This window comes from Cupriavidus sp. F041, from assembly GCF_057814235.1.
This window is the reverse complement of the sequence record NZ_JBVASY010000001.1, coordinates 2,107,698-2,127,266: the sequence shown is the minus strand read 5'-3', so window position 1 is coordinate 2,127,266 and position 19,569 is coordinate 2,107,698. Positions and strand designations below refer to the sequence as shown.

18 protein-coding genes and 4 pseudogenes are annotated in these 19,569 nt (G+C 61.3%); 13 read left to right on the top strand and 9 right to left on the bottom strand.

Annotation, left to right across the window (positions count from 1 at the left end; genetic code table 11):
• Positions 1-154: 154 nt before the first annotated feature.
• Both ACZY0R_RS09720 and ACZY0R_RS09715 read left to right on the top strand, forming a co-directional pair.
• Positions 155-871 carry a copper resistance protein CopQ gene (locus ACZY0R_RS09720; protein WP_488858158.1) on the top strand — a complete coding sequence of 239 codons (717 nt, stop codon included), beginning with the start codon at positions 155-157 and terminating at the stop codon, positions 869-871.
• A gap of 340 nt (positions 872-1,211) precedes the next feature.
• Positions 1,212-1,553, top strand: a complete 342-nt coding sequence (locus ACZY0R_RS09715; protein ID WP_488858157.1) for a hydroxyquinol 1,2-dioxygenase — start codon at positions 1,212-1,214, stop codon at positions 1,551-1,553.
• 52 nt (positions 1,554-1,605) lie between these two features.
• On the opposite strand, the gene ACZY0R_RS09710 is transcribed toward ACZY0R_RS09715, so the two are convergent.
• Together ACZY0R_RS09710 and ACZY0R_RS09705 are read right to left on the bottom strand one after the other, a co-directional pair.
• The gene (locus ACZY0R_RS09710) at positions 1,606-2,160 is read right to left on the bottom strand and encodes a zinc-binding dehydrogenase (protein WP_488858156.1); all 555 of its coding nucleotides are present in this window, start codon (positions 2,158-2,160) and stop codon (positions 1,606-1,608) included.
• Positions 2,096-2,578: an alcohol dehydrogenase catalytic domain-containing protein gene (locus ACZY0R_RS09705; RefSeq protein WP_488858155.1), complete on the bottom strand. Its 483-nt coding sequence runs from the start codon at positions 2,576-2,578 to the stop codon at positions 2,096-2,098. Before ACZY0R_RS09705 ends, ACZY0R_RS09710 begins: the two co-directional genes overlap by 65 nt.
• A 109-nt stretch (positions 2,579-2,687) precedes the next feature.
• Here ACZY0R_RS09705 and ACZY0R_RS09700 point away from each other — a divergent pair, with 109 nt between their 5' ends.
• The 3 genes from ACZY0R_RS09700 to ACZY0R_RS09690 all read left to right on the top strand — a co-directional run bounded on the left by ACZY0R_RS09700 (position 2,688) and on the right by ACZY0R_RS09690 (position 4,172).
• The gene (locus tag ACZY0R_RS09700) at positions 2,688-3,071 is read left to right on the top strand and encodes a DsbA family protein (RefSeq protein ID WP_488858154.1); all 384 of its coding nucleotides are present in this window, start codon (positions 2,688-2,690) and stop codon (positions 3,069-3,071) included.
• The gene (locus ACZY0R_RS09695) at positions 3,068-3,289 is read left to right on the top strand and encodes a hypothetical protein (RefSeq protein ID WP_488858153.1); all 222 of its coding nucleotides are present in this window, start codon (positions 3,068-3,070) and stop codon (positions 3,287-3,289) included. The genes ACZY0R_RS09700 and ACZY0R_RS09695 overlap by 4 nt, the downstream gene beginning before the upstream one ends.
• A gap of 94 nt (positions 3,290-3,383) precedes the next feature.
• Positions 3,384-4,172, top strand: a complete 789-nt coding sequence (locus ACZY0R_RS09690; RefSeq protein ID WP_488858152.1) for an SDR family NAD(P)-dependent oxidoreductase — start codon at positions 3,384-3,386, stop codon at positions 4,170-4,172.
• Between the two features lie 199 nt (positions 4,173-4,371).
• On the opposite strand, the pseudogene ACZY0R_RS09685 reads toward ACZY0R_RS09690, so the two are convergent.
• A pseudogene (locus ACZY0R_RS09685) lies at positions 4,372-4,590 on the bottom strand (pyridoxamine 5'-phosphate oxidase family protein); the annotation flags it as partial.
• 853 nt (positions 4,591-5,443) lie between these two features.
• On the opposite strand from ACZY0R_RS09685, the pseudogene ACZY0R_RS09680 reads away from it, so the two are divergent.
• The 5 genes and pseudogenes from ACZY0R_RS09680 to ACZY0R_RS09660 all read left to right on the top strand — a co-directional run.
• Positions 5,444-6,124 (top strand): annotated as a pseudogene (locus ACZY0R_RS09680) (cytochrome c biogenesis CcdA family protein); the annotation flags it as partial.
• Between the two features lie 85 nt (positions 6,125-6,209).
• Positions 6,210-7,774, top strand: a protein-coding gene (locus ACZY0R_RS09675; RefSeq protein ID WP_488859618.1) for an IS3 family transposase whose coding sequence is annotated in 2 segments (ribosomal slippage) — positions 6,210-6,648 and positions 6,648-7,774 — 1,566 coding nt in all. Because the reading frame shifts where the segments join, the coding sequence is not laid out codon by codon here.
• Between the two features lie 20 nt (positions 7,775-7,794).
• A pseudogene (locus ACZY0R_RS09670) lies at positions 7,795-8,901 on the top strand (thioredoxin family protein); the annotation flags it as partial.
• 79 nt (positions 8,902-8,980) lie between these two features.
• Entirely contained in the window at positions 8,981-9,148 is a 168-nt protein-coding gene (locus tag ACZY0R_RS09665) for a hypothetical protein (protein ID WP_488858151.1), read from the top strand.
• A gap of 206 nt (positions 9,149-9,354) precedes the next feature.
• Entirely contained in the window at positions 9,355-10,224 is an 870-nt protein-coding gene (locus tag ACZY0R_RS09660) for an enoyl-CoA hydratase/isomerase family protein (protein WP_488858150.1), read from the top strand.
• 500 nt (positions 10,225-10,724) lie between these two features.
• Here ACZY0R_RS09660 and ACZY0R_RS09655 read toward each other — a convergent pair whose 3' ends face one another.
• From ACZY0R_RS09655 to ACZY0R_RS09645, 3 genes are all read right to left on the bottom strand, one after another.
• Positions 10,725-12,188: an amidase gene (locus ACZY0R_RS09655; RefSeq protein WP_488858149.1), complete on the bottom strand. Its 1,464-nt coding sequence runs from the start codon at positions 12,186-12,188 to the stop codon at positions 10,725-10,727.
• A 91-nt stretch (positions 12,189-12,279) separates the two neighbouring features.
• Positions 12,280-13,617, bottom strand: a complete 1,338-nt coding sequence (locus ACZY0R_RS09650) for an MFS transporter (protein WP_488858148.1) — start codon at positions 13,615-13,617, stop codon at positions 12,280-12,282.
• 80 nt (positions 13,618-13,697) lie between these two features.
• Complete coding sequence (locus tag ACZY0R_RS09645; protein ID WP_488858147.1) at positions 13,698-14,963, bottom strand: M20 family metallo-hydrolase; 1,266 nt, start codon at positions 14,961-14,963, stop codon at positions 13,698-13,700.
• Between the two features lie 566 nt (positions 14,964-15,529).
• Between ACZY0R_RS09645 and ACZY0R_RS09640 the strand changes: the two genes are divergently transcribed.
• A complete protein-coding gene (locus tag ACZY0R_RS09640) occupies positions 15,530-16,117 on the top strand; it encodes a cupin domain-containing protein (RefSeq protein ID WP_488858146.1) in 588 nt (195 codons plus the stop codon).
• 89 nt (positions 16,118-16,206) lie between these two features.
• Here the strand turns inward: ACZY0R_RS09640 and ACZY0R_RS09635 are convergent.
• The 3 genes and pseudogenes from ACZY0R_RS09635 to ACZY0R_RS09625 all read right to left on the bottom strand — a co-directional run.
• Positions 16,207-16,467 (bottom strand): annotated as a pseudogene (locus tag ACZY0R_RS09635) (hydroxyquinol 1,2-dioxygenase); the annotation flags it as partial.
• A gap of 358 nt (positions 16,468-16,825) precedes the next feature.
• Positions 16,826-17,059: an ATP-binding protein gene (locus tag ACZY0R_RS09630; protein WP_488858145.1), complete on the bottom strand. Its 234-nt coding sequence runs from the start codon at positions 17,057-17,059 to the stop codon at positions 16,826-16,828.
• A 473-nt stretch (positions 17,060-17,532) separates the two neighbouring features.
• Complete coding sequence (locus ACZY0R_RS09625; RefSeq protein WP_488859616.1) at positions 17,533-17,658, bottom strand: winged helix-turn-helix transcriptional regulator; 126 nt, start codon at positions 17,656-17,658, stop codon at positions 17,533-17,535.
• 185 nt (positions 17,659-17,843) lie between these two features.
• Here ACZY0R_RS09625 and ACZY0R_RS09620 point away from each other — a divergent pair, with 185 nt between their 5' ends.
• Together ACZY0R_RS09620 and ACZY0R_RS09615 are read left to right on the top strand one after the other, a co-directional pair.
• Positions 17,844-18,068: a hypothetical protein gene (locus tag ACZY0R_RS09620; RefSeq protein ID WP_488858144.1), complete on the top strand. Its 225-nt coding sequence runs from the start codon at positions 17,844-17,846 to the stop codon at positions 18,066-18,068.
• Between the two features lie 11 nt (positions 18,069-18,079).
• Positions 18,080-19,555 (top strand): aldehyde dehydrogenase (NADP(+)), encoded by a 1,476-nt coding sequence (locus ACZY0R_RS09615; protein ID WP_488858143.1) that lies wholly within the window; start codon positions 18,080-18,082, stop codon positions 19,553-19,555.
• The last annotated feature ends 14 nt before the right edge of the window (positions 19,556-19,569 follow it).

Sequence of the window (19,569 nt, the reverse complement as noted above, 5' to 3'; positions counted from 1 at the left end):
CATGTATCAGGCGGCCGCCACGATACGTGTCCCGAACGTTCCCCGCTAAGGGCGCGATACATCGGTCTCCTTAAATGCATTCCGTAGCCCGTCGGCGAACAGCAACGATGCGATTCCCGGCTGCGCTGACCAATCCAACCCCAGGAGATCAATCATGACTGCCAATATCGCCAAGCGTTTTGTGTTCGCCGTTGCACTGGTAGCTGCCGCTGCTGGCGCCCAGGCTGCCGTAGTAGGCGGGCGCGACCCCTATACCGAGGGCGCCCATTCCGTGCTTGACGCGCGTGGCCCGTATAACGACGGTGCACGCTCGGTGCAGGAGCCGCGCAGCCCGTACAGCGATGGCGCTCGCAGTGTCGATACCTTCACCGACGGCGCGCGTAACGTCGACCCGTTCACCGATGGCGCCCACACTGTCGCCACCCTCGCGCCGCGCAGCCCGTTTAGCGATGGTGCTCGCAGTGTCGATCCGTTCACCGACGGTGCGCGTACGGTGGATCCCTTCACCGATGGCGCCCGTACTGTCGCAGTCCTCGCTCCGCGCAGCCCGTTTAGCGATGGCGCTCGCAGTGTCGATACCTTCACTGACGGCGCGCGTAATGTCGACCCGTTCACCGATGGCGCCCACACTGTCGCCACCCTCGCGCCGCGCAGCCCGTTTAGCGATGGCGCTCGCAATGTCGATACCTTCACTGACGGCGCGCGTAACGTCGACCCGTTCACCGATGGCGCCCACACTGTCGCCACCCTCGCGCCGCGCAGCCCGTTTAGCGATGGCGCTCGCAGTGTCGATACCTTCACTGACGGCGCGCGTAACGTCGATCCGTTCACCGATGGGGGCCACACCCTGGCAGGCCTGGCATATGCCTAAGCCTTGATACGCGCGACTGGCCAAGCAATCCCCCGTGATTGCTTGGCCTAAATGCGCTTTCCCTATTGTCCTGTGGTCGATGCCTCACTATCGCACTGGTACCTGACCGGCGCACCGTCCATGCATCGCATGGCGTGTGAACGGCCGGACTCCGCTGCCATACGATTTTTGTACGCGCATGTATCAGGCAGCCGCCACGATACGTGTCCCGACAGAAAGGCCCGTTCCCCGCTAAGGGCGCGATACATCGGTCTCCTTAAATGCATTCCGTAGCCCGTCGGCGAACAGCAACGATGCGATTCCCGGCTGCGCTGACCAATCCAACCCCAGGAGATCGATCATGACTGCCAATATCGCCAAGCGTTTTGTGTTCGCCGTTGCACTGGTAGCTGCCGCTGCTGGCGCCCAGGCTGCCGTAGTAGGCGGGCGCGACCCCTATACCGAGGGCGCCCATTCCGTGCTTGACGCGCGTGGCCCGTATAACGACGGTGCACGCTCGGTGCAGGAGCCGCGCAGCCCGTACAGCGATGCCGCTCACAGTGTCGATACCTTCACCGACGGCGCGCGTAACGTCGACCCGTTCACCGATGGGGGCCACACCCTGGCAGGCCTGGACCGCACGGGCGTATCGGCAACGCCGGACCATAGCATCAACTCGTACTACGAAGGGGCATATGCCTAAGCCTTGAAAGGACTTGATCGTGCGCTCCACTTCCCAGCGATATGCAGGTCGCTTACGGTCTGAGCAGAATCTTGCCACCACGGCCCGGAGCCTGATGAGCGGCCATTGCCGCTTCGATGTCCTCGAAACCGAAGATGGCACCGACTGGCAGCACAAGGTCGCTCGATACTGCAAGACCCAGCACCTCGCTGTACAGCCTGGTACGCTCGCCCGCAGTCATGCGTTGCATCAGGCGGCTTGCCCAGAAGCCGCGCATATTCAGCTCCTTGAACAGCAGTTGGCTGCCGTTGAGTTCGAGTGGCTGTCCAGTCAGCGATCCGAAGATGACCAATTCCCCTTCAGGAGAAAGGAGGTCAACAAGATCATTCACAGCTATGCCGCCGATCGAGTCGATGGCCGAGGCGATGCACGCGTCCCCAACCAGCTCCTTAGCCCTGCTCTTCCAGTCGGCTTGGTCGGACAAGATGGCGTTGTTGATACCAATGGCAGCAAGCTCGCCTATCGCCTCCTTCCGGCGAACGATATTCAGAATGTTCAGCTTTCTAGCCTGGCGATCTTGGCGAGCGTGACGCCAACGGCGCCATTCGCAGCGTTCTGAATAATCCATCCCCTTCGCCGAGATGCGGCGAGTTCAGCAGGGTAAGGGCGCTCACCGGCATGGACACCAGTTGAGCCGCGATCTCGTCCGGGATTGGCTCAGGAAGGGGAACGACCACAGCCTCGGACACGACAACCTGTTCGGCCCATGCCCCGGTCTTATTGAAAAAACCGACTCGCTGCCCTGGAGAGAACTGCGCGCCCTCACCGACTGCATCGATGATACCCACGGCTTCTGTACCGCCGGTGGCAGGCAGTTCGGGACGGTAGCCGTAGCGGCCCTGAATGGTCGTGTAATCGTGGTTGTGGACGCTCGCGAGGACGATGCGTACCCGAACCTGTCCTGGCCCAGGGCTCTCCTCCGGGCGGTCGACAAGTTTCAGGACCTCGGCAGGGTTACCAAACGTTTCGTAGCAAATTGCGCGCACTGCACTCCTCCGTTCTCAGTTCCGGTTCAAGTCGTCGACGGGAAACTGTCCCTCGCTTCCGTAGATGATGGTTGAATGAATCGCGTCGATCAAACAGCAAGGAACCTAAATGAAAGTTGAATTCCTCCTGGACTACCGTAGCCCCTACGCCTACCTGGCAAGCACACAAATTCACCGGTTGGACGCCGAAGTGGAAATCACGCCGGTTGACGCTCCCAGCGTGATGCAGGCTGTCAATAACCAACTATCGACTGCTTGTCCGCCCAAGACCCGCTATGCATTTCTGGACGCTACGCGTTGGGCGAAGCACTACGGCGTGCCGTTCCCCCGAATATGCGTCTGCTGCAGGCGATGGCCACGAACCAGTTTGACGCGGCTTTCCAATCGCTGCGCTAATTCTGAAGAAGGCTTCTATTACACATTGTTCTTTCGGTGGCTGCCGTCGCGGGACCGCGACTCTGTCTTCAGGCGCTACTCACAATTCACTGCATGATCTTCGAGACGATCAAGGTGACTTGCGAAGAGGGAATTCTGTTTTCAAGGCTAGATGTTCATATGAAATCGACTCGAATCATTGCGGCTGCGTTGCTGGCCATCGGAAGTGGAGTGATATTGCATATGGCACAGGAGCAACAACAGGGAATCCAGCGCACTGATTTATTGCAACACGATCTCAGTGTGCCCGAGCGCGATGTCGTACCGGCCAGTTGAGTGGAGCTCAACACGACCCTGATTCTCAAGATGGCTGTCCAATAAGAGGGGGCGGCCTGTTTTTCCTCGACAATCCTATCGAAGAGGCAACATCATGCAGCAAAAATCGACAGTTTTGATCACGGGCGCATCGACTGGTATCGGCGCCATGTATGCAGATCGTTTTGCACGTCGGGGTCACCCGATCGTGATGGTCGCGCGAGATGCAGAGCGAGTGCAGGCGATTGCAGGACGATTGCACGCCGAGACAGGTGTGGAGATCGAGGTCATCAAGGCCGACCTGAATGATCTCGCCGATGTCTTGAGGATCGAGACGCGTCTGCGCGACGACCCGAACCTCGGAATCTTGGTCAACAATGCGGGCACCGCGTTGCCAGGCACATTTATCGAACAAAGCAGCGACGACGTGACGCGGCTGATCGGACTGAACGTCACGGCGCTCGCCAGGCTCGCGAACGCGGTGGCACCACGCTTTGCACGCACCGGGCAAGGCGCAATTATCAATATTGGATCGGTGGTCGGCCTCGCACCGGAGCTCGGCATGACTGTGTACGGCGCTACGAAGGCCTTCGTGCTTTTCCTTTCCCAAGGCTTGCATCTGGAACTTGGCCCGAAAGGCGTCTACGTGCAGGCGACTTTGCCGTCCGGGACGCGCACCGAAATCTGGCAGCATGCTGGGCGAAACGTGAACACGATCGAAGGCATGATGAACGTCGACGAGCTGGTCGACGCGGCACTGGTCGGATTCGACAAGCGCGAAACAGTGACAATTCCGCCGCTACCGGACCTAACGCAATGGCAGCAGTATGATGCAGCTCGGGCTTCGATGTTGCCGAACTTGATGCAAAAGCACGCAGCCGCTCGCTATCACCACAGCGCGTGAAAGGTAGATGGCTAGACGGCAGGTCATGGCACTGCCGACGACGACTGCAGGATCGACTAGCAGAGGCCGCTCGTGACGCGGCCGTTAGTTCGCGGAGGCATTCGCGCTTCCGGGCAACTTCGTAACTTCAGTTGCTCGCGGCGCTCGGCGGCGACCGCGACCGCCTTCGGGCGCCAGAAAACCATCATCGAGCAATAGTTCAGCGAATGCGCCGACGCCAGCCGCGACAGGACCTAGCCGTCGAGCAGTGATTGATGCAGACCGGAGTGTCCTGCGACACATGCATGAGCATCCTGTTGCCGGCAGAGCCGTGCCAGTAGAGGTGGTCGCCATGGCGCCAAATCATCGTCGGCGTGGCGTAGAGCTGGGCGTCGATCTGGTAGGACACCACGCCATACAGGGAGGCATCGATGATTTCATGGGTGGCGCCCTTCTCCTTCGAGCCTCTTCCTGATCCAGCGGTCGCCTGGCTTGAATATCCCCTGCGAGCACAACTGCATCAGGACGATGCACGGTCTCAATCAACGGTCCAAACTCTCCATGCGGATCACCGCAGAAAAACACATTGCTTTCATGCATCTTTTGAGTGAGACCCTTGCCTTCTTGTGATGGATACCGGTGCTTCGATGATTGTCACAGTTAGCGGAAGCGAGCTGGGCAACTATAGCGTCGACAGCGCGCTTCACTACAAGCCCCCGCCAAGTCTCGTGTGATGCCCTTGCGTCATCAATATGCCCATCCGATGTCGAGTGTGTGGCGCGCCCAAGCGGCGATCAGGGGCACGGACGGTCAAATGGCTCGGCTACAGACTGGCGACTCGTCCAGCATCGCCCCATTTGCAGATCGATCGTGAAGCGGCTCGCCCGGCCTCCGATCCCTCGTCCCCGGCCCCTCGGCGTACCATAATTTTGTGTATCCAACCGACCAGCTTCGAGACAGAACTCAATAACTTTGAGGCAGGACATCTGGAGGAAATATCCGCTCTACCTGTATATCCATCCAGTAGTTCTGACATGACTGGAGCTAAAGTGGATAGCCCTCCAAACATACAGTATCCTGACTTGCAGGAGCTTCCCATGCTCACTGTCGCCCCCGAAACAATCCACCCATCGCTTTGGCTTGCCTCGCAGTTGCCCCAGTGCAACTTGCGTGCTGTTCCGACCGGCTATCTGTCGTTGGACACGGAGCTGCCTGGTGGAGGCTGGCACGTCGGCAGTATCTGATCTGTACACATCTAGGGCAAGCCAAGCCTTAGCGAAAGGACAGCGATCATGAGCCTATTGATACTCGCGTACCTCGGGGGGGCATTGACCATCCTGAGCCCATGCATCCTGCCCGTCCTGCCTTTTGTCCTCAGCCGCGCCGGCCAGCCGTTCCTGCGCGGCAGGCTGCCGATGCTGGTCGGCATGGCGCTGACCTTTGCCGCGGTCGCTACGCTGGCCTCGACTGGCGGAGTATGGGCAGTCCGCGCCAATGAATACGGGCGCCTGGCCGCCCTCTTGCTGCTGGCGCTGTTCGGGCTGTCCCTGCTGCTGCCGAAAGTGGCGAACACGCTAGCGCGGCCTGTGGTGGCGCTCGGCAACCGACTGGCCGGCAGCGCTTTGGCCGCGTCGCCACCGTCCGCGCCGGCCTCGCCATGGAGTTCACTGCTGCTTGGCATCGCAACCGGTATGCTGTGGGCGCCTTGCGCGGGCCCGATTCTCGGCCTTGTACTGACGGGTGCGGCGCTGCAGGGCGCGAGCGTATCGGCTTCCCTGTCGCTCGCCGCCTATGCCGCCGGCGCGGCCACTTCGCTGGCTGCCGCGCTCGGCCTCGGCGGACGCGTCCTCGCGTCCATGAAGCGGTCGATGGGTGCCGGTGAATGGCTGCGTCGCGGCCTCGGGGCAGGTGTGATCGGCGGCGTGCTGGCAATCGGACTCGGGGCCGATACCGGCCTGCTGGCCGGCCTGTCCGCAAGTGGCCCAGCGCGGATCCCCCCGCGTCAGAATAGATGTCGCCCAGATAGAATCTGAACCTTGGGGGCGATAAGAGATGGAAGTGGCTCGATACGGACAAGTGTTTAAGGACCGTGCAGTAGCGCGGTTGTTGCCGCCGGAGAGTGTGGCGGTGGAAGTGGTTTCAAGGGAACTGGGTGTGGCAGTGGCCACGTTGGAGCGGTGGCGTGCGGATGCGCTGTCCATGCCCGCTCGCGAGCGGGCATGGACAGCGCCTGCCCGGCTGGAGGCTGTAATCGCCACGGCGGCCATGGACGAGACTGCGCGCAGTGCTTGGTGTCGCGAGCACGGTGTGTACCCCCAACAGCTTGAACAGTGGCGCCAAGCCGCCACGCAGGCGCTGGCTGAACCGGAGGAGGTGCGCGCCAGTCCGAAGCAGACCCAGCATGATCGCCGCCGCATCAAGGAGCTCGAACGCGAGTTGCGGCGCAAGGAGAAGGCGTTGGCCGAGACTGCTGCATTGCTGGTACTTTCAAAAAAAGTCGCGGCGATCTTCAACAAGGGCGAGGACGAATGATCGGCCTCGAAGATCGCCAGACTCTGGCCCGCGACATCGAAGTGGCGCACGCTGCTGGGGCAAGGCTGCACGCGGCCTGCGAGACCGCTGGCATCAGCGCGCGCACGCTGCAGCGTTGGACGGACGGCCAAGGTCTCATATCGGGTGACGGCAGGCCCCAGGCGGTGCGGCCAATGCCCGCTCATGCCCTCACCGAGGCTGAGCGCGAGCAGATCCTGCGCGTGGCCAACGAGCCGCGCTTCGCCGATATGCCGCCGGCGCGCATCGTGCCCATGCTGGCCGACGAAGGCGTGTACCTGGCCAGCGAATCGAGCTTTGGCCGCGTGCTGCGCGCGCATGGCCAGAGCCGGCATCGAGGCCGCGCCAAGGCGCCCCGTCAAAGCCGCCCGCCCACCACGCACGTGGCTACCGCACCGCGCCAGCTATGGTGCTGGGACATGACGTACCTGCCTGCCGAGATCACCGGGCGCTGGTTTTATCTGTACCTGATCCTGGACGTGTATAGCCGCAAGATCGTGGGCTTCGAAGTCCACGACCGCGACGACGCCGACCACGCGGCGCATCTGGTCAAGCGCACGGCGCTGGCCGAGGGCATCCACGCCATGGCGGCCAAGCCGGTGCTGCACGGGGACAACGGCGCCACACTCAAGGCCACCACGGTGCTGGCGATGTTGCACTGGTTGGGTGTCAAGCCCTCGTATTCGCGTCCACGCGTGAGCGACGATAACGCCTTTGTGGAGAGCCTGTTTCGCACGGCCAAGTACCGGCCGGAGTTCCCGTCCAGCGGCTTCGCCGATCTGAGCAAGGCGCGCGCCTGGGCGGCGCACTTCGTGCACTGGTACAACCACGAGCATCGGCACAGCGGCATCCGCTACGTGAGCCCGGCACAGCGCCACGCCGGGCACGACGATAGGATTCTCGCCGCTCGTCATGTGCTCTATGCCGAGGCCCGCGAGCGCAACCCACGTCGCTGGTCACGCCACACGCGAAACTGGACGCCAATCGGCACGGTCACGCTCAACCCGGAGCGCGAGATTGCCGTGCCCAGCGGTATCAAGCCAGGCGCCAAAAAACAGCGTTTGGCTGCATGAATGAGGCGACATCTGCCTTGACGCGCGCCGGGATCGAGCAGGCGCTAGTCGATGCTTTGCGCAAGCAGCGGCTCACACCGCAGGCGGCGAATGATGATGCCGGCCGCGGCGCCGAGATGCTGTTGGCCGCCAATGACTCGGCAATGGGCTTCACGGGCCGCCTGCCCGTGGAGGGCCGCATGCCGGCGCTCGATGGTGCAGTGCAATGGATCAACTCCCCGCCGCTGACACGTGAGCAACTCCAGGGCAAGGTCACGCTGGTCTACTTCTGGACCTACTCCTGCATCAACTGCATCCGCACCCTCCCCTACCTGCGGGCCTGGGCGGACAAGTACAAGGACCAGGGCCTGATGGTAGTCGGCGTGCATACACCTGAGTTCGCATTCGAGAAGTCTCCGGAGAACGTCCGGCGCGCCGTTTCGAGTTTCCGCATCGGCTTCCCCGTCGCAGTCGACAGCAACTACCGGATCTGGCGCACGTTCAATAATAGCTACTGGCCGGCCGCATACTTCGTCGATGCCCATGGCAATATCCGCCATCACCAGTTCGGCGAGGGCGACTACGCCAAATCCGAGCGCGCGATCCAGTCGCTGCTGGCGGAGGCTGGCAAACCGCCGGTGGCGCGCGACGTGGTCGTCCCCCACGCGGAAGGCGCGCAGGCTGCGCCGGACATGAACAACATCCGCTCCGGCGAAACCTACATCGGCTATGGACAGGCGACCAATTTCGCCTCGCCAGGCGGCATGCGGCAGGACGCTCCGCGCCAGTACACCGTTGGCAGACTCCGCCTCAACCAGTGGGGCCTGTCCGGCCAATGGACTATCGGCGCGGAGCAGGCCACGCTCAATCACGCCGATGGGAGCATCACCTACCGCTTTCATGCGCGCGACCTGCACCTGGTGCTGGGTCCCGCGGCCGACGGCCGGGCGGTGCGCTTCCTGGTCACAATCGACGGCAGGCCCCCTGGTGACAGCCACGGCGCGGACACCGATGCAGGCGGCAACGGTGCTGTCACGCAGACGCGGCTCTACCAACTGGTGCGCCAGGCTCGCGAGGTGGGCGAGCACACCTTCGAGATCCGCTTCCTGGACCCCGGTGCTCAGGCCTATGCCTTTACCTTCGGCTAGCCCCGGGGCACCCACCGCCCCTGGCGGCGCGTGCCGGCTTCCGCCGCGTCGCCAGGGCCTGCTGACGGTACAGGATGCGATGTCGACAGCATGTGCCCTGGATCCCATTGGCTATGGCGCGCTAATGCCCTCGTTCGGGAGCCTCGTGCGCGAAGAGCGCATGCTGCGCATCTCGGCGGTGACCGGCTCCCTGATATTCGCCGCCTTCAGCGCACTGTGGGCCACGCTCGCAGCGCTACTGTCGTAGGCACCTTACAGGCTCGGCCCGCGGCCATCGGCGCGTTCGGCTAGGTGGCGCGGACAAGGCCTTGGTTGGTTGATCGTCGGCATGGTGCTGCTGGCCTACTTCTTCGGCGGCGCGGCCGGCGCGGCGCTGGGCAGCGTCGGCGCCAAGCAAGCTCGCTGGATCGGGCTCACACGCGTAGGCTTGTTTATCTGCCGCCACGAATGCACTTGCCGCTTCTCGGCCCCCCCTCAAGGAGAACCATCATGTCCCCCGACAGCAAGCAACTGATCATTCAGCGCGAGACGCCGTCAATCTGGCGTGTGACCATCAACCATCCGCCGATCAACCTCGTAGATCACGACACGCTGCAGGAGCTGCACGATCTCACGTCAGCCATCGAAGCGTCCGAGGAACTCAAGGTGGTCGTCATCGATAGTGCTGACCCCGACTTTTTCCTCGCGCACTGGGACATCGCCGGTGTGGCACGCCCTCGGCCCGACGGTTCGCCAGCCCCGTCGTGGATCGACATCAGTCTGCGCCTGGCACAAGCACCGGTGGTCACAATCGGGATGATCCGCGGCCGCGCGCGCGGCATGGGCAGCGAAATCGCGCTGGGTTTTGACATGCGTTTCGCCAGCATCGAACGCGCGGTCTTCGGGCAACCTGAAGTGGGCGTCGGCCTGGTGCCAGGTGGCGGTTCGATGGAGCGCCTGTCTCTGCTTTCAGGTCGCGCACGAGCGCTCGAGATTGTGCTTGGCGCCAGCGACTTCGATGCCCAGACTGCCGAACGCTACGGCTGGATCAATCGCGCATTGCCGGACGGGGACCTCGACGCCTTCGTGACCAATCTGGCACAGCGCCTGGCGGCGTTTGACAAGTTGGCGCTTGGCGCTGCCAAGCAGACCATCAACCGTCGCACACTTCCCGATGCCGATGATCTGAAGGCCTCCCAAGCGCTCTTCTACAAGGCTTTCACCTGGCCAGGCACGCCGCCCCGCGTGGAGGCATTGATGGCGCTCGGCATTGGCACCCGCAGCGACTTGGAGATGCGCTTCGGCGACCACCTACCCAGCCTGGGCTCCAACACACCGAATTGAAGGATTAGGGTGATGCCGACGAAAATATCGGAAGACTGCTTGCTCGCCGGCGGGGCGTGGGTATTCGTCGACGTTACAAGTTGCTCGCGAAACGATCGGGGCAGGGATGACACTGCGGCTCGCACTAAGACTGCGTTGGGGGCAGCTTCAAAGCCTCTGGGAGTACAATTATAGAGTTTGCGCGGATGGCATTGGTTGCCGCCTCTTCCAATCGCCCGCTGGGCGTCGGTGCCGGTCGTGTAGCGGGGTGCTTTTCAAAGCGTATTGCAGTCGAACCGCCCGGGACGACCCGGACGGCTCGCTGCTTGCCGCCTATCTGCAGCACTTGCGTGTCATTCGAGCCTTGCATTTGAAGACTTGCGAAGGACGCGTCCGAACATCTCGCCGAAATCTGGTCTGGCACAGGGAGATCCTGTCTGATGGGCCCATTTCCGCACTGGCCCCCAAGCATGTTCTAGTTATGACGCACAAACCGCTGTCCGAATGCCGCACCGATAGAACTAGTCCCTGGAACTGGATCCAGCCCACACACTCGGCCGGCGGGCGTGCCACGGCATGGCCGCTTCCAGTTGGGCCGCCAACCGGAATAGAATATCCTCCCGCCCGAAACTCGCGCCAAATTGCGCACCGATTGGCAGTCCTGTTTCGCCGTCGAACGATAATGGAACCGACATCGCCGGCAACCCTGTCACGTTGGACCACGCGGTGAAGGGCGACTGCCGGAATACGTGCGCAATCCAGCCAAGACCATCCACGCTTCCCTCGTCCTTGTTGTACTCGCCTATCTGAGGCGGAAGCTCAGGTAGCGTCGGGCTCAGGATGATGTCGTAGTCCTGGAAAAAGCGCCCCACCGCCCGCGAAACGGCATTTCTCACCTGGAGCGCGGCCAGCAGGTCCGTGGCCGTGACGCGGCACCCATATTCGTAGACCGCGAATGTCGCAGGCTCAAGAATCTCCGCCGTGATGGGCCGCCTTGTAGCTGACGACAGTACATTGAGCCTCAGGGCAGCATTCGCGGTCCAGATTTGCGCGTTGGCATGGACGAAGCTGTCCCAACTAACGCCGAGATCCAGTGCCGTTTCCTCTACGTGGTGGCCCAACGTTTTGAGACACTGGGCGACTGCTAGGGTGGCATCCGCCACAACGGGTGCGGTCCGCCCGGAATCCGGTGGATTTGGCATGAAGCCAATTCTGAGCCTGCCGGGACTTTGTTGGAGTTCCCACAGATAGCTGTTGGCTGGTGGGGCAATATAGTAAGGCTCGCCAATGCCCCCGCCATTCACGGCGTCAAGCAGGGCGGCACTGTCACGCAACGAACGGCTCACGGCAAAGCTCACCCCCAGTCCGTTCCACACCTCGTCCACAGTGGGACCGTTGGACACGCGCCCTCGCGTCGGCTTCATGCCGAACAGGCCGTTACAGGATGCTGGAACGCGGATCGATCCGCCGCCGTCAGTCGCGTGAGCAAGCGGAACAATGCCGGCTGCAACGGCTGCGGCGGCCCCACCGCTAGAGCCACCGGCACCGCGATCGAGGTTCCACGGATTCCGGGTCGGCCCGCACACTCGCGCCTCGGTGGTTGTGCTCACCGCCAGCTCCGGCATCGCCGTACGACCGAGCGTGACGAGGCCGGCCTTACGGAAACTGCCCATCAGATTCGAGTCAGCCGGCGCGACAAACCCCTCACCCAGGCGGCTGCCCATTTCGCTTCGCCGGCCCTTCATGGCCACGCCCAGATCCTTGATGAGGAAAGGCACGCCTGCAAGCGGTCGATGTTCCCGTTCCCCGGAAACCGTCGGGTACGCCTCCGCAGGCCAACACTCGACCACCGCATTGATCTTCGGGTTCACCGCCTCGAGAGCGTTCAGCGCGGCGGATGCCACTTCTGCGGCGCTGACCTGCCCGCTCGAAATCAGATGATGCAAACCCACGCCATCAAAAGACGCGTATTCGGCCAAATTCATAAGTTAGGCGAAAGTAATAATTGACGACAAAATACTGAATGCGGCAGAGCGCTCCACGAAGCGTGGCTGCAGAATCATGGGTACTGCGGGATCAATCTGCTCTTCTTGCCCCTGCCGGAATCGAAACCCGACTACGCGATGCAGATTCAACGGCATTCTGCTGATTCAATCGCAGGAACATAATAATGATTCCGGAGATGAAAAGCATCGCCGCCATGATGAGAAAGCCAGGATGGATGCTTCCTGTCAGGCTCTTCGACCAGCCAATGATGCTTGGCCCCCAGAACCCGCCAGAAAGACCGATTGTATTGATCAGTGCAATGGCTCCCGCCCTTGCATCACCCTTGATGTATTCAGGCGGCACGGCCCAGAATACGATATTAGCCATCCACATCATGCCTGTTGCGAGCGTGAAGAAACCGATCGTTGCAAGAAGGCCACCGCTGCATACCCATGCAATGATGGACAGGCAGGCAATGAGCACGGGCAAGGCAATGTGATAACGTCTTTCGCCATGTTTGTCAGAACTGCGGCCACCGTAAAATATAGCCAGTGCCGCTGCGACGTAGGGAATGGCGGCATACCAGCCAAGCTGTTGTGTACTGGTGATGCCCTCCTGGTTGAGGATCGTCGGCAGCCAGAAGCTGAGGGCATATATTGGCGATATAATACAGAGGTAGGCCAGCGCGAGAATGTACACCTTAGGATCCTTCGCGACAGTGCGGAAGGAACCATGCTTTCCGTCGGCCTCGCCCAATTGTCCCCGCAGCAGGCGTTTTTCCTCCGGGTTCAGCCAACTGGCGGTGGCCGGACCATCCGGCAGGAAGAAGAACGCGATAACGCCAAGGACCACGCACGGGGCGCCTTCGAGCAGGAACATCCATTGCCAACCGGAGAGATTGCCAACCCCGGCAAAGGACGTCATGATCCAGGTGGAAAGCGGACCGCCCAGGATGCCGCTGACAGGGCCCGCGAGCCAGACAATCGATATTGCGCCAGCAATGCGCGACGGTCCGTACCAGCGCGACAGAAAAAACAATACCCCCGGCGCGAAACCTGCTTCAAAAACGCCCAGAAGGAAACGCAGCGCATAGAAGGCGGGCACGCTTTTCACAAACAGCATGCATATCGATGCAATTCCCCACAGCACCATGATTCGGCTGAAGGTGGCGCGGGCCCCTACCTTTGGCAGCAACAGATTACTTGGGAGTTCGAATAACACGTAACCGACAAAGAAGATGCCAGCGCCAACTCCATAAGCCGCGTCGGAGAGTGCCAGCTCATTCTGCATCTGTAATTTGGCGAAACCGACATTGATTCTGTCGAGGTACGCAAACATGAAGCCGACAAACAGAAGCGGCAGCAACTGCAAATTCACCTTCCGATAGACGGAAGCCACCCTCCCGTCGGTCGCTGATTCTTGAATCATTACTGGCAAAATTATCTCCTCTCGGCTTGTTTCCGTCGGCCAGCCGTTGCTCAGGCCTGAATTGTTAAGGGGCTATCTTGTTATTCCATTGCTGACATGACAGCGAGCATTGCATCGCAAAGGACCTGAGTGCCTGCAGCCAGATCTTCGTCCCGCGTATTTTCGGCCACATTGTGGCTAATGCCTTTCTCGCTGGGCACAAAAATCATCGCCGTAGGTGTGTGCTCGGCCATGTATTTAGCATCATGGGTCGCGCCGGAGATCATGCTCATGTGCTTGAATTGCCGACGTTCGGCCGCTTCCCGGACCATCGCCACAACCTGATCGTTAAACATCACGGGTGTCGACCGCAGCAATATCTTTGCGGAGACGGAACAATGCTCGACTTCGCCTGAACAGAGCTGGAGAATCCTTTCGCCCGTCCGAAGGAGGTGGCCTGGATCGGGGTGCCTGAGGTCAATGACGAAGGTGACCTTTCCAGGCACAGTGCTGGACGCGCCGGGCGCGACCTCAAACCGTCCGACGGTAAAACGCAGAATATCCGCAGGGTCTGCAATTTCACTCCGGATCCGCGCAATCAGGGTGGTCGCCGCCACCAACGCGTCCTTCCGGTGTCGCATGGGCGTGGTGCCGGCGTGGGCTTCCGCCCCCCTAACTTCGACCTGATATGCATGCAACCCCTGAATGCCTTTCACGATACCAATATCGCAATTCTCGGCTTCGAGGAGCGGGCCCTGCTCAATGTGTGCCTCGATGTATGCATGGCCTTTCGCGCCCAGCGGCCTCCTTTGCAACTGAGGCAGTTCCTCAATTTGCACTGCCAGCGCGTCGCCTATCGTGATGCCGTTCCTGTCCAGCGTAGCCAGCGCCCGTTCAAGCTGAATTGCGCCTGACGCAACCGCCGAGCCCATCGTTGGCGGCGGAAATCTTGAGCCCTCTTCATTCATCCAGACAACGAGTTCCATGGGGCGCTCGGTCACCACAGCGTAGTCGTCGAGAGTTTCCAGAACTTCAAACCCGGCCAGCACACCGTATACGCCGTCGAACCTGCCGCCAGTGGGCTGGGAATCGAGATGCGATCCGGTCATGACTGGGCTGAGCTCGGGATGAGCACCTGGCCGACGGATGAACAGATTGCCAATGGGATCGATGGCAGCCGTATAGCCCCGCTTTGCAGCCCACTCCAGGAGCACTTGCCGCCCCCTGGTGTCTTCGGGCGTCAGTGCCTGGCGGTTGACGCCACCGTTGCCGGTAGCGCCGATTTTGGCCATGGTCCGATGGCGCTCGGCAAGCCTGGAGGCATTGATAAGGGGCTGGGCTGTGGCGATGGAATTGTCGGTTTTCACGGTGACTGTGGGACTTTCATTGTTTCGTTGGGATTAGTTTGGCGGGCCCGTAGCCCTAAGTCAAGTAACTTGACTAAAAAGACTCACACTGTCCTGTGGCAACATGGCAAGCGTGGCTGGGTCGGCACAAGATTCCTCTCCCGACGAGGGCCGGCGTCCCTGGAAGCAAAGACGCGTAGCGTCGATGCCACTTGTCGAGCCTTGGTGTCCCGTGAAGCATCGGCGATATACTCGTTGCCGTTCGCTCCGACGGACTGGTCAGCGCCGCCGGGTGGTAGGCCTGCGCCATCAGCGCTCGGCAGCCAGCATGCTGCCTCGTATCAGACGCCATCGATACCGATGAGCGTGTGCTGCGGGAGGCGTCAAATCGACCATGCAGGAAACGCTTGTACGGCGTGGTTACATGCGGCCTGTTTGCATGGCTGCACGTTCCGATGGATACTGCCCCGTTGGAATACGACGACCATCGATTTATCGGCTTTGCACTCGCGCTTGATCCGCGAATTATCCATGCAGGTTTCTGATGGAATGGATCCTTGCACGGATCGCGTCTGGCGTAATTTATTATGGAAAACAAGGAATTTAATCTGGACATCGTCATTGGAACCCGGCTTAAGCATGCGAGGCTGAATCGCAAGCTGAGCTTGCGTCAGTTGTCAGAGAAGGTCGGATGCACGGAAAGCTTCCTCTCAAAAGTCGAGAACAGTAAAGTCCGGCCCTCTATTCCGATGCTTCACAAAATCGCCGTAACGCTGGGAATCAGCGTGGCCAAGCTCTTTGCTGAAGGAGGCACTGCGGAGGGGCCCTTGACGGTGATGAGAGACGGTCAGCGCCAAGTATTGCGGACGGAACATCTACGGGCTGGAGATGGGGTATCGCTGGAAACATTGGTCCCAAACCATCTGTGCGCGCTTTTGGAAGCCAATATTCATCATGTCCCGGCGGGAACCTCGTCTCAGGGTTTTCTTGAGCACCAGGGTGAAGAGATGGGCTATGTACTTCAGGGGGAGTTGGAGCTCACCGTCGGCGATCAAACGACGAGGGTGGGCAAAGGCGACTCCTTCTTCTTCCTCTCGCACCTTCCTCATGCCTATCGAAATACCGGCAGCATTGAAGCACTAGTCTTGTGGGTCAACACGCCTCAGAGCTTCTGAACCGCCCCTTCGCGGTACGTCGCTGACCGGACATCTCCGCCTGGACAGCCATCACGGCCCCTGCCAGGCCGCAGCACGCGTCAGGCGTAGGCGCCGTCGAGATAGGGATCGACGTTGCGCGCACCGTCCGTGTACGGGTCGACAGTGCGTGCGCCATCGCTGTATGGGCTGCGCGGCTCCTGTACAGAACGCGCGCCTTCGCTGTAGGGGTCACGTGCATCCTGCACGGCGCGAGCACCGTCGGTGTACGGGTCTCGCGCGCCGATGCTCGACGATGCGGCTTGCGCGCCCGCTGCCGCGGCAAACAGGGCGATAGCAAAGACAAAACGCTTGGCAATGTTGGTAGTCATGATCAATTTCCTTGAAGAGCTTTCGTTTGGGTAATGCGCGCCCTGGGATCGCAGCGTTGCTAGTCACCTCCGCTGGGCCACGGAAAGCATTTAAGGAGATCGATGTATCGCGTCCATAGCGCCTGGAGGCCAGTTCCGTCATGAGACGTATCGTTGAAGTGGTGTGATACAGAGGCATACAAAAAAGTTGTCGGCTCTGCCCGCTCCGTTGGTGGATCGTGGCAGACGTTGGCGCGTTAGAACTCAAGAGTATTGGGCATCGCCTGCCGCCGGAGGCGCACGTTCGTGAAGGCTACGAGGGTCTTTTTCTGGCCTCCCGCTTGCGGGGAATAGGTTGATAGGGCCGGCTGCAAGGCAGTCAGCCCAGCCTGAGCTTCTCCGCCACGCCTCCGCCTTCGCGGTTGTGCGGCCGGAGCAAACCGCCAAGCTCCACCGCAAGCTGATGCGCAATCGCCAGGCCCAGGCCGGTGCCTCCAGTTTCCCGGCTGCACGACTTTTCAAGCCGGACGAATGGCTGAAGGACTGGCTGAAGGACTGCTTCGAGCTTGTCTTCCGGGATGCCGGCACCGTGATCGAGCATCTCGATCACCACGATGTCATGCTCCCGGCACGCTCAGCTCCGATCAGCTTGGTCAGGACCCGCCGTATCGCATGTGGGCGTGTGGCGATGGCACAACCTGGCCGAAATCGATGGTCAGACGGCTGCCATCGTTCAGCGTCAGGTGCGCCTGCAGCCGCTTGCTCACCCGGAATCGACTCCACCTTGACAGGAAAGCGGCCACCGCTCGCGCCCGCGATCCGTTCGGTCTCAGCCAGCGACGCTTGGACATTTCACGATGGTGACCGAATTTCGCTTTGATCGGCCACGATCGATCATCTTCGCCGGAAGGCAGCCCGTCGCCTTTCGCGCTCCGCCGCGAAGTGCCCCCCACAGAAGCTATCAAATCCTTGCGCTCGACTGGTACACCACAGTGCGGTCAAACGTTGGCCAGTCCGACATCATGGCCGCATGTTCGATGCGCGAAATGCATCGCCACCCTGTCGTCCTCGTCCTTGCACCACGTCTCACCCCAAGCCCTGAGCGCGTAGATCACGGGGTAGAAGCCCCCCCCCTTTCTCTGTCAAGCGGTATTCGTGGCGCAAGGGCTTCTCGCTATATGGGTGGCGCTCGACCATGCCGTCGGCTTCCAGTGCCTTTAAGCGACGTCAGCATTGCCGGCAAATCATCGTACAAGTCTCGTGGCTCTTGCCGCTATGATTTTCATAGTTATAATGCGACGGGTCAGCTCGCGAGAGGTCGCGCGTTCCCGATCCTGCAGTCCCGCGCCACTGCGATAAGCGCTTCCGGTCGCACACATTTCCAACTGGAGTACTGAATGACTGATTCCGTGTATCGCGTGGAGCGCACCGGCCTGCTGCTGGTGGATCCATATAACGACTTCCTTTCACACGGCGGCAAGCTGTTCCCGATGCTTCGGGACGTTGCCGACGACGTGAGCCTGCTCGACAACCTGCGCACATCTGTTGGCGCCGGGCAGACGTTAGCGCATGAAATCCTCACGACGGCCAACCTGGTTGCCGCCCTTCCCGCCTCGTCGTAGGAGAACGCAGCGTGAACCTGACCGGTAATCTCCTGATCGGCGCGCACGAAAAGCGCGACGCAACGGGCACGATGCGCACGCTTAATCCGGCGACGCAACTCAAATTCGCTCAGGGCTTCGCCTTCGGCGACCTTGAAGAGGTGGATCGCGCCGCGCAGTTGGCCGACGAAGCGTTCGGCAGCTACAACAACACAAGCCTCGCGGTCCGTGCTTCGTTTCTGGAACGCATCGCGGATGGCCTCAACGCCAACGCCACGGCATTGGCCCAGCGTGCAGCACTGGAAACCGGCCTGCCAGCCGCACAACTCGAAGCGGAAGCCGCCAAGGCCACCACCCACTTCCGGCAGTTCGCCGCCGTGGTGCGTCAGGGGCGTTTTCGGCGGGCTACGATCGATTCCGCCCAGCCCGAGCGTCAGCCGCGCCCGTGCATGGATCACCGCATGCAGAAGATCGGGCTCGGTCCAATAGCGATCTTCGGCGCCAGCAATTTCCCGATCTCTTACTCGGTCGCCGGCGGCGACACCACATCGGCGCTGGCAGCCGGCTGCCCCGTCATCCTGAAAGCCCACAATGACCACTCCGGCGCATTGAAAATCATGGGGCGCATCATTCAGCAGGCCGTGAAGGAAGCCGGCCTGCACGAGGGCGTGTTCTTCTTGCTGCGTGGGGATGGCAATGCGATCGGCGAGGCGCTGGTGGACCATCCGCTAATCAAGGGCGTTGCTTTCACGGGATCGGAGGCCGGCGGCATTGCGCTCTACCGCCGCGCACAACGGCGCCCTGATCCGATCCCGGTCTTCACCGAGATGACCAGCGTCAACCCTACCTTTGTGCTGCCTATTGCGCTGTACGCGCGCGGTGCTGCGATTGGCGACGGCTTTGCCGAGCGGATGCTAGTGAACGTCGGACAGGGCTGCCTGAAGCCTGCGATCCTGCTGGCTATCGATGGCATCGGCTACGGCGAACTCAGGCGGGCGATGATTGCCCGCGTCAACGCGATGCATGCACGGACGATGCTCACGCGCGGCATCCGTCTCGCATACCGCAAGAACGTGGAGCGTCAGTTGATGGCGGACGCGACACAGATCGCCACAGGCGCCAACCCCGAACGCGACTGGGACGGCCAGTCCCTGCTCGTGGAGATCGACGGCGCACGGCTGCTCGAACAGCCGGCGCTGCTTGAAGAAGTCTTCGGCCCTGCGGCGCTGCTGGTACGCGTCGAGGATGACGACCAGTTGATTGCCATCGCCCGGCGCTTTCGTGGCCAACTTTCGGCCACGATGCATCTCGAGCCAGCCGACCATACGCTGGCTGCCCGGCTCCTGCCAATCCTCGAACGGCGCACCGGTCGCATTGTCGTCAATGCCTTCGCGCATCCGGATGTGCCCTACGCGTCGATTCACGGCGGTCCCCTCCCGGCCACGTCCGACAGCCGCTGCACGTCAGCTGACATGAGCGCGATCGAACGCTTCCTCCGCCCCGTCTGACATCAGCGCAGGCC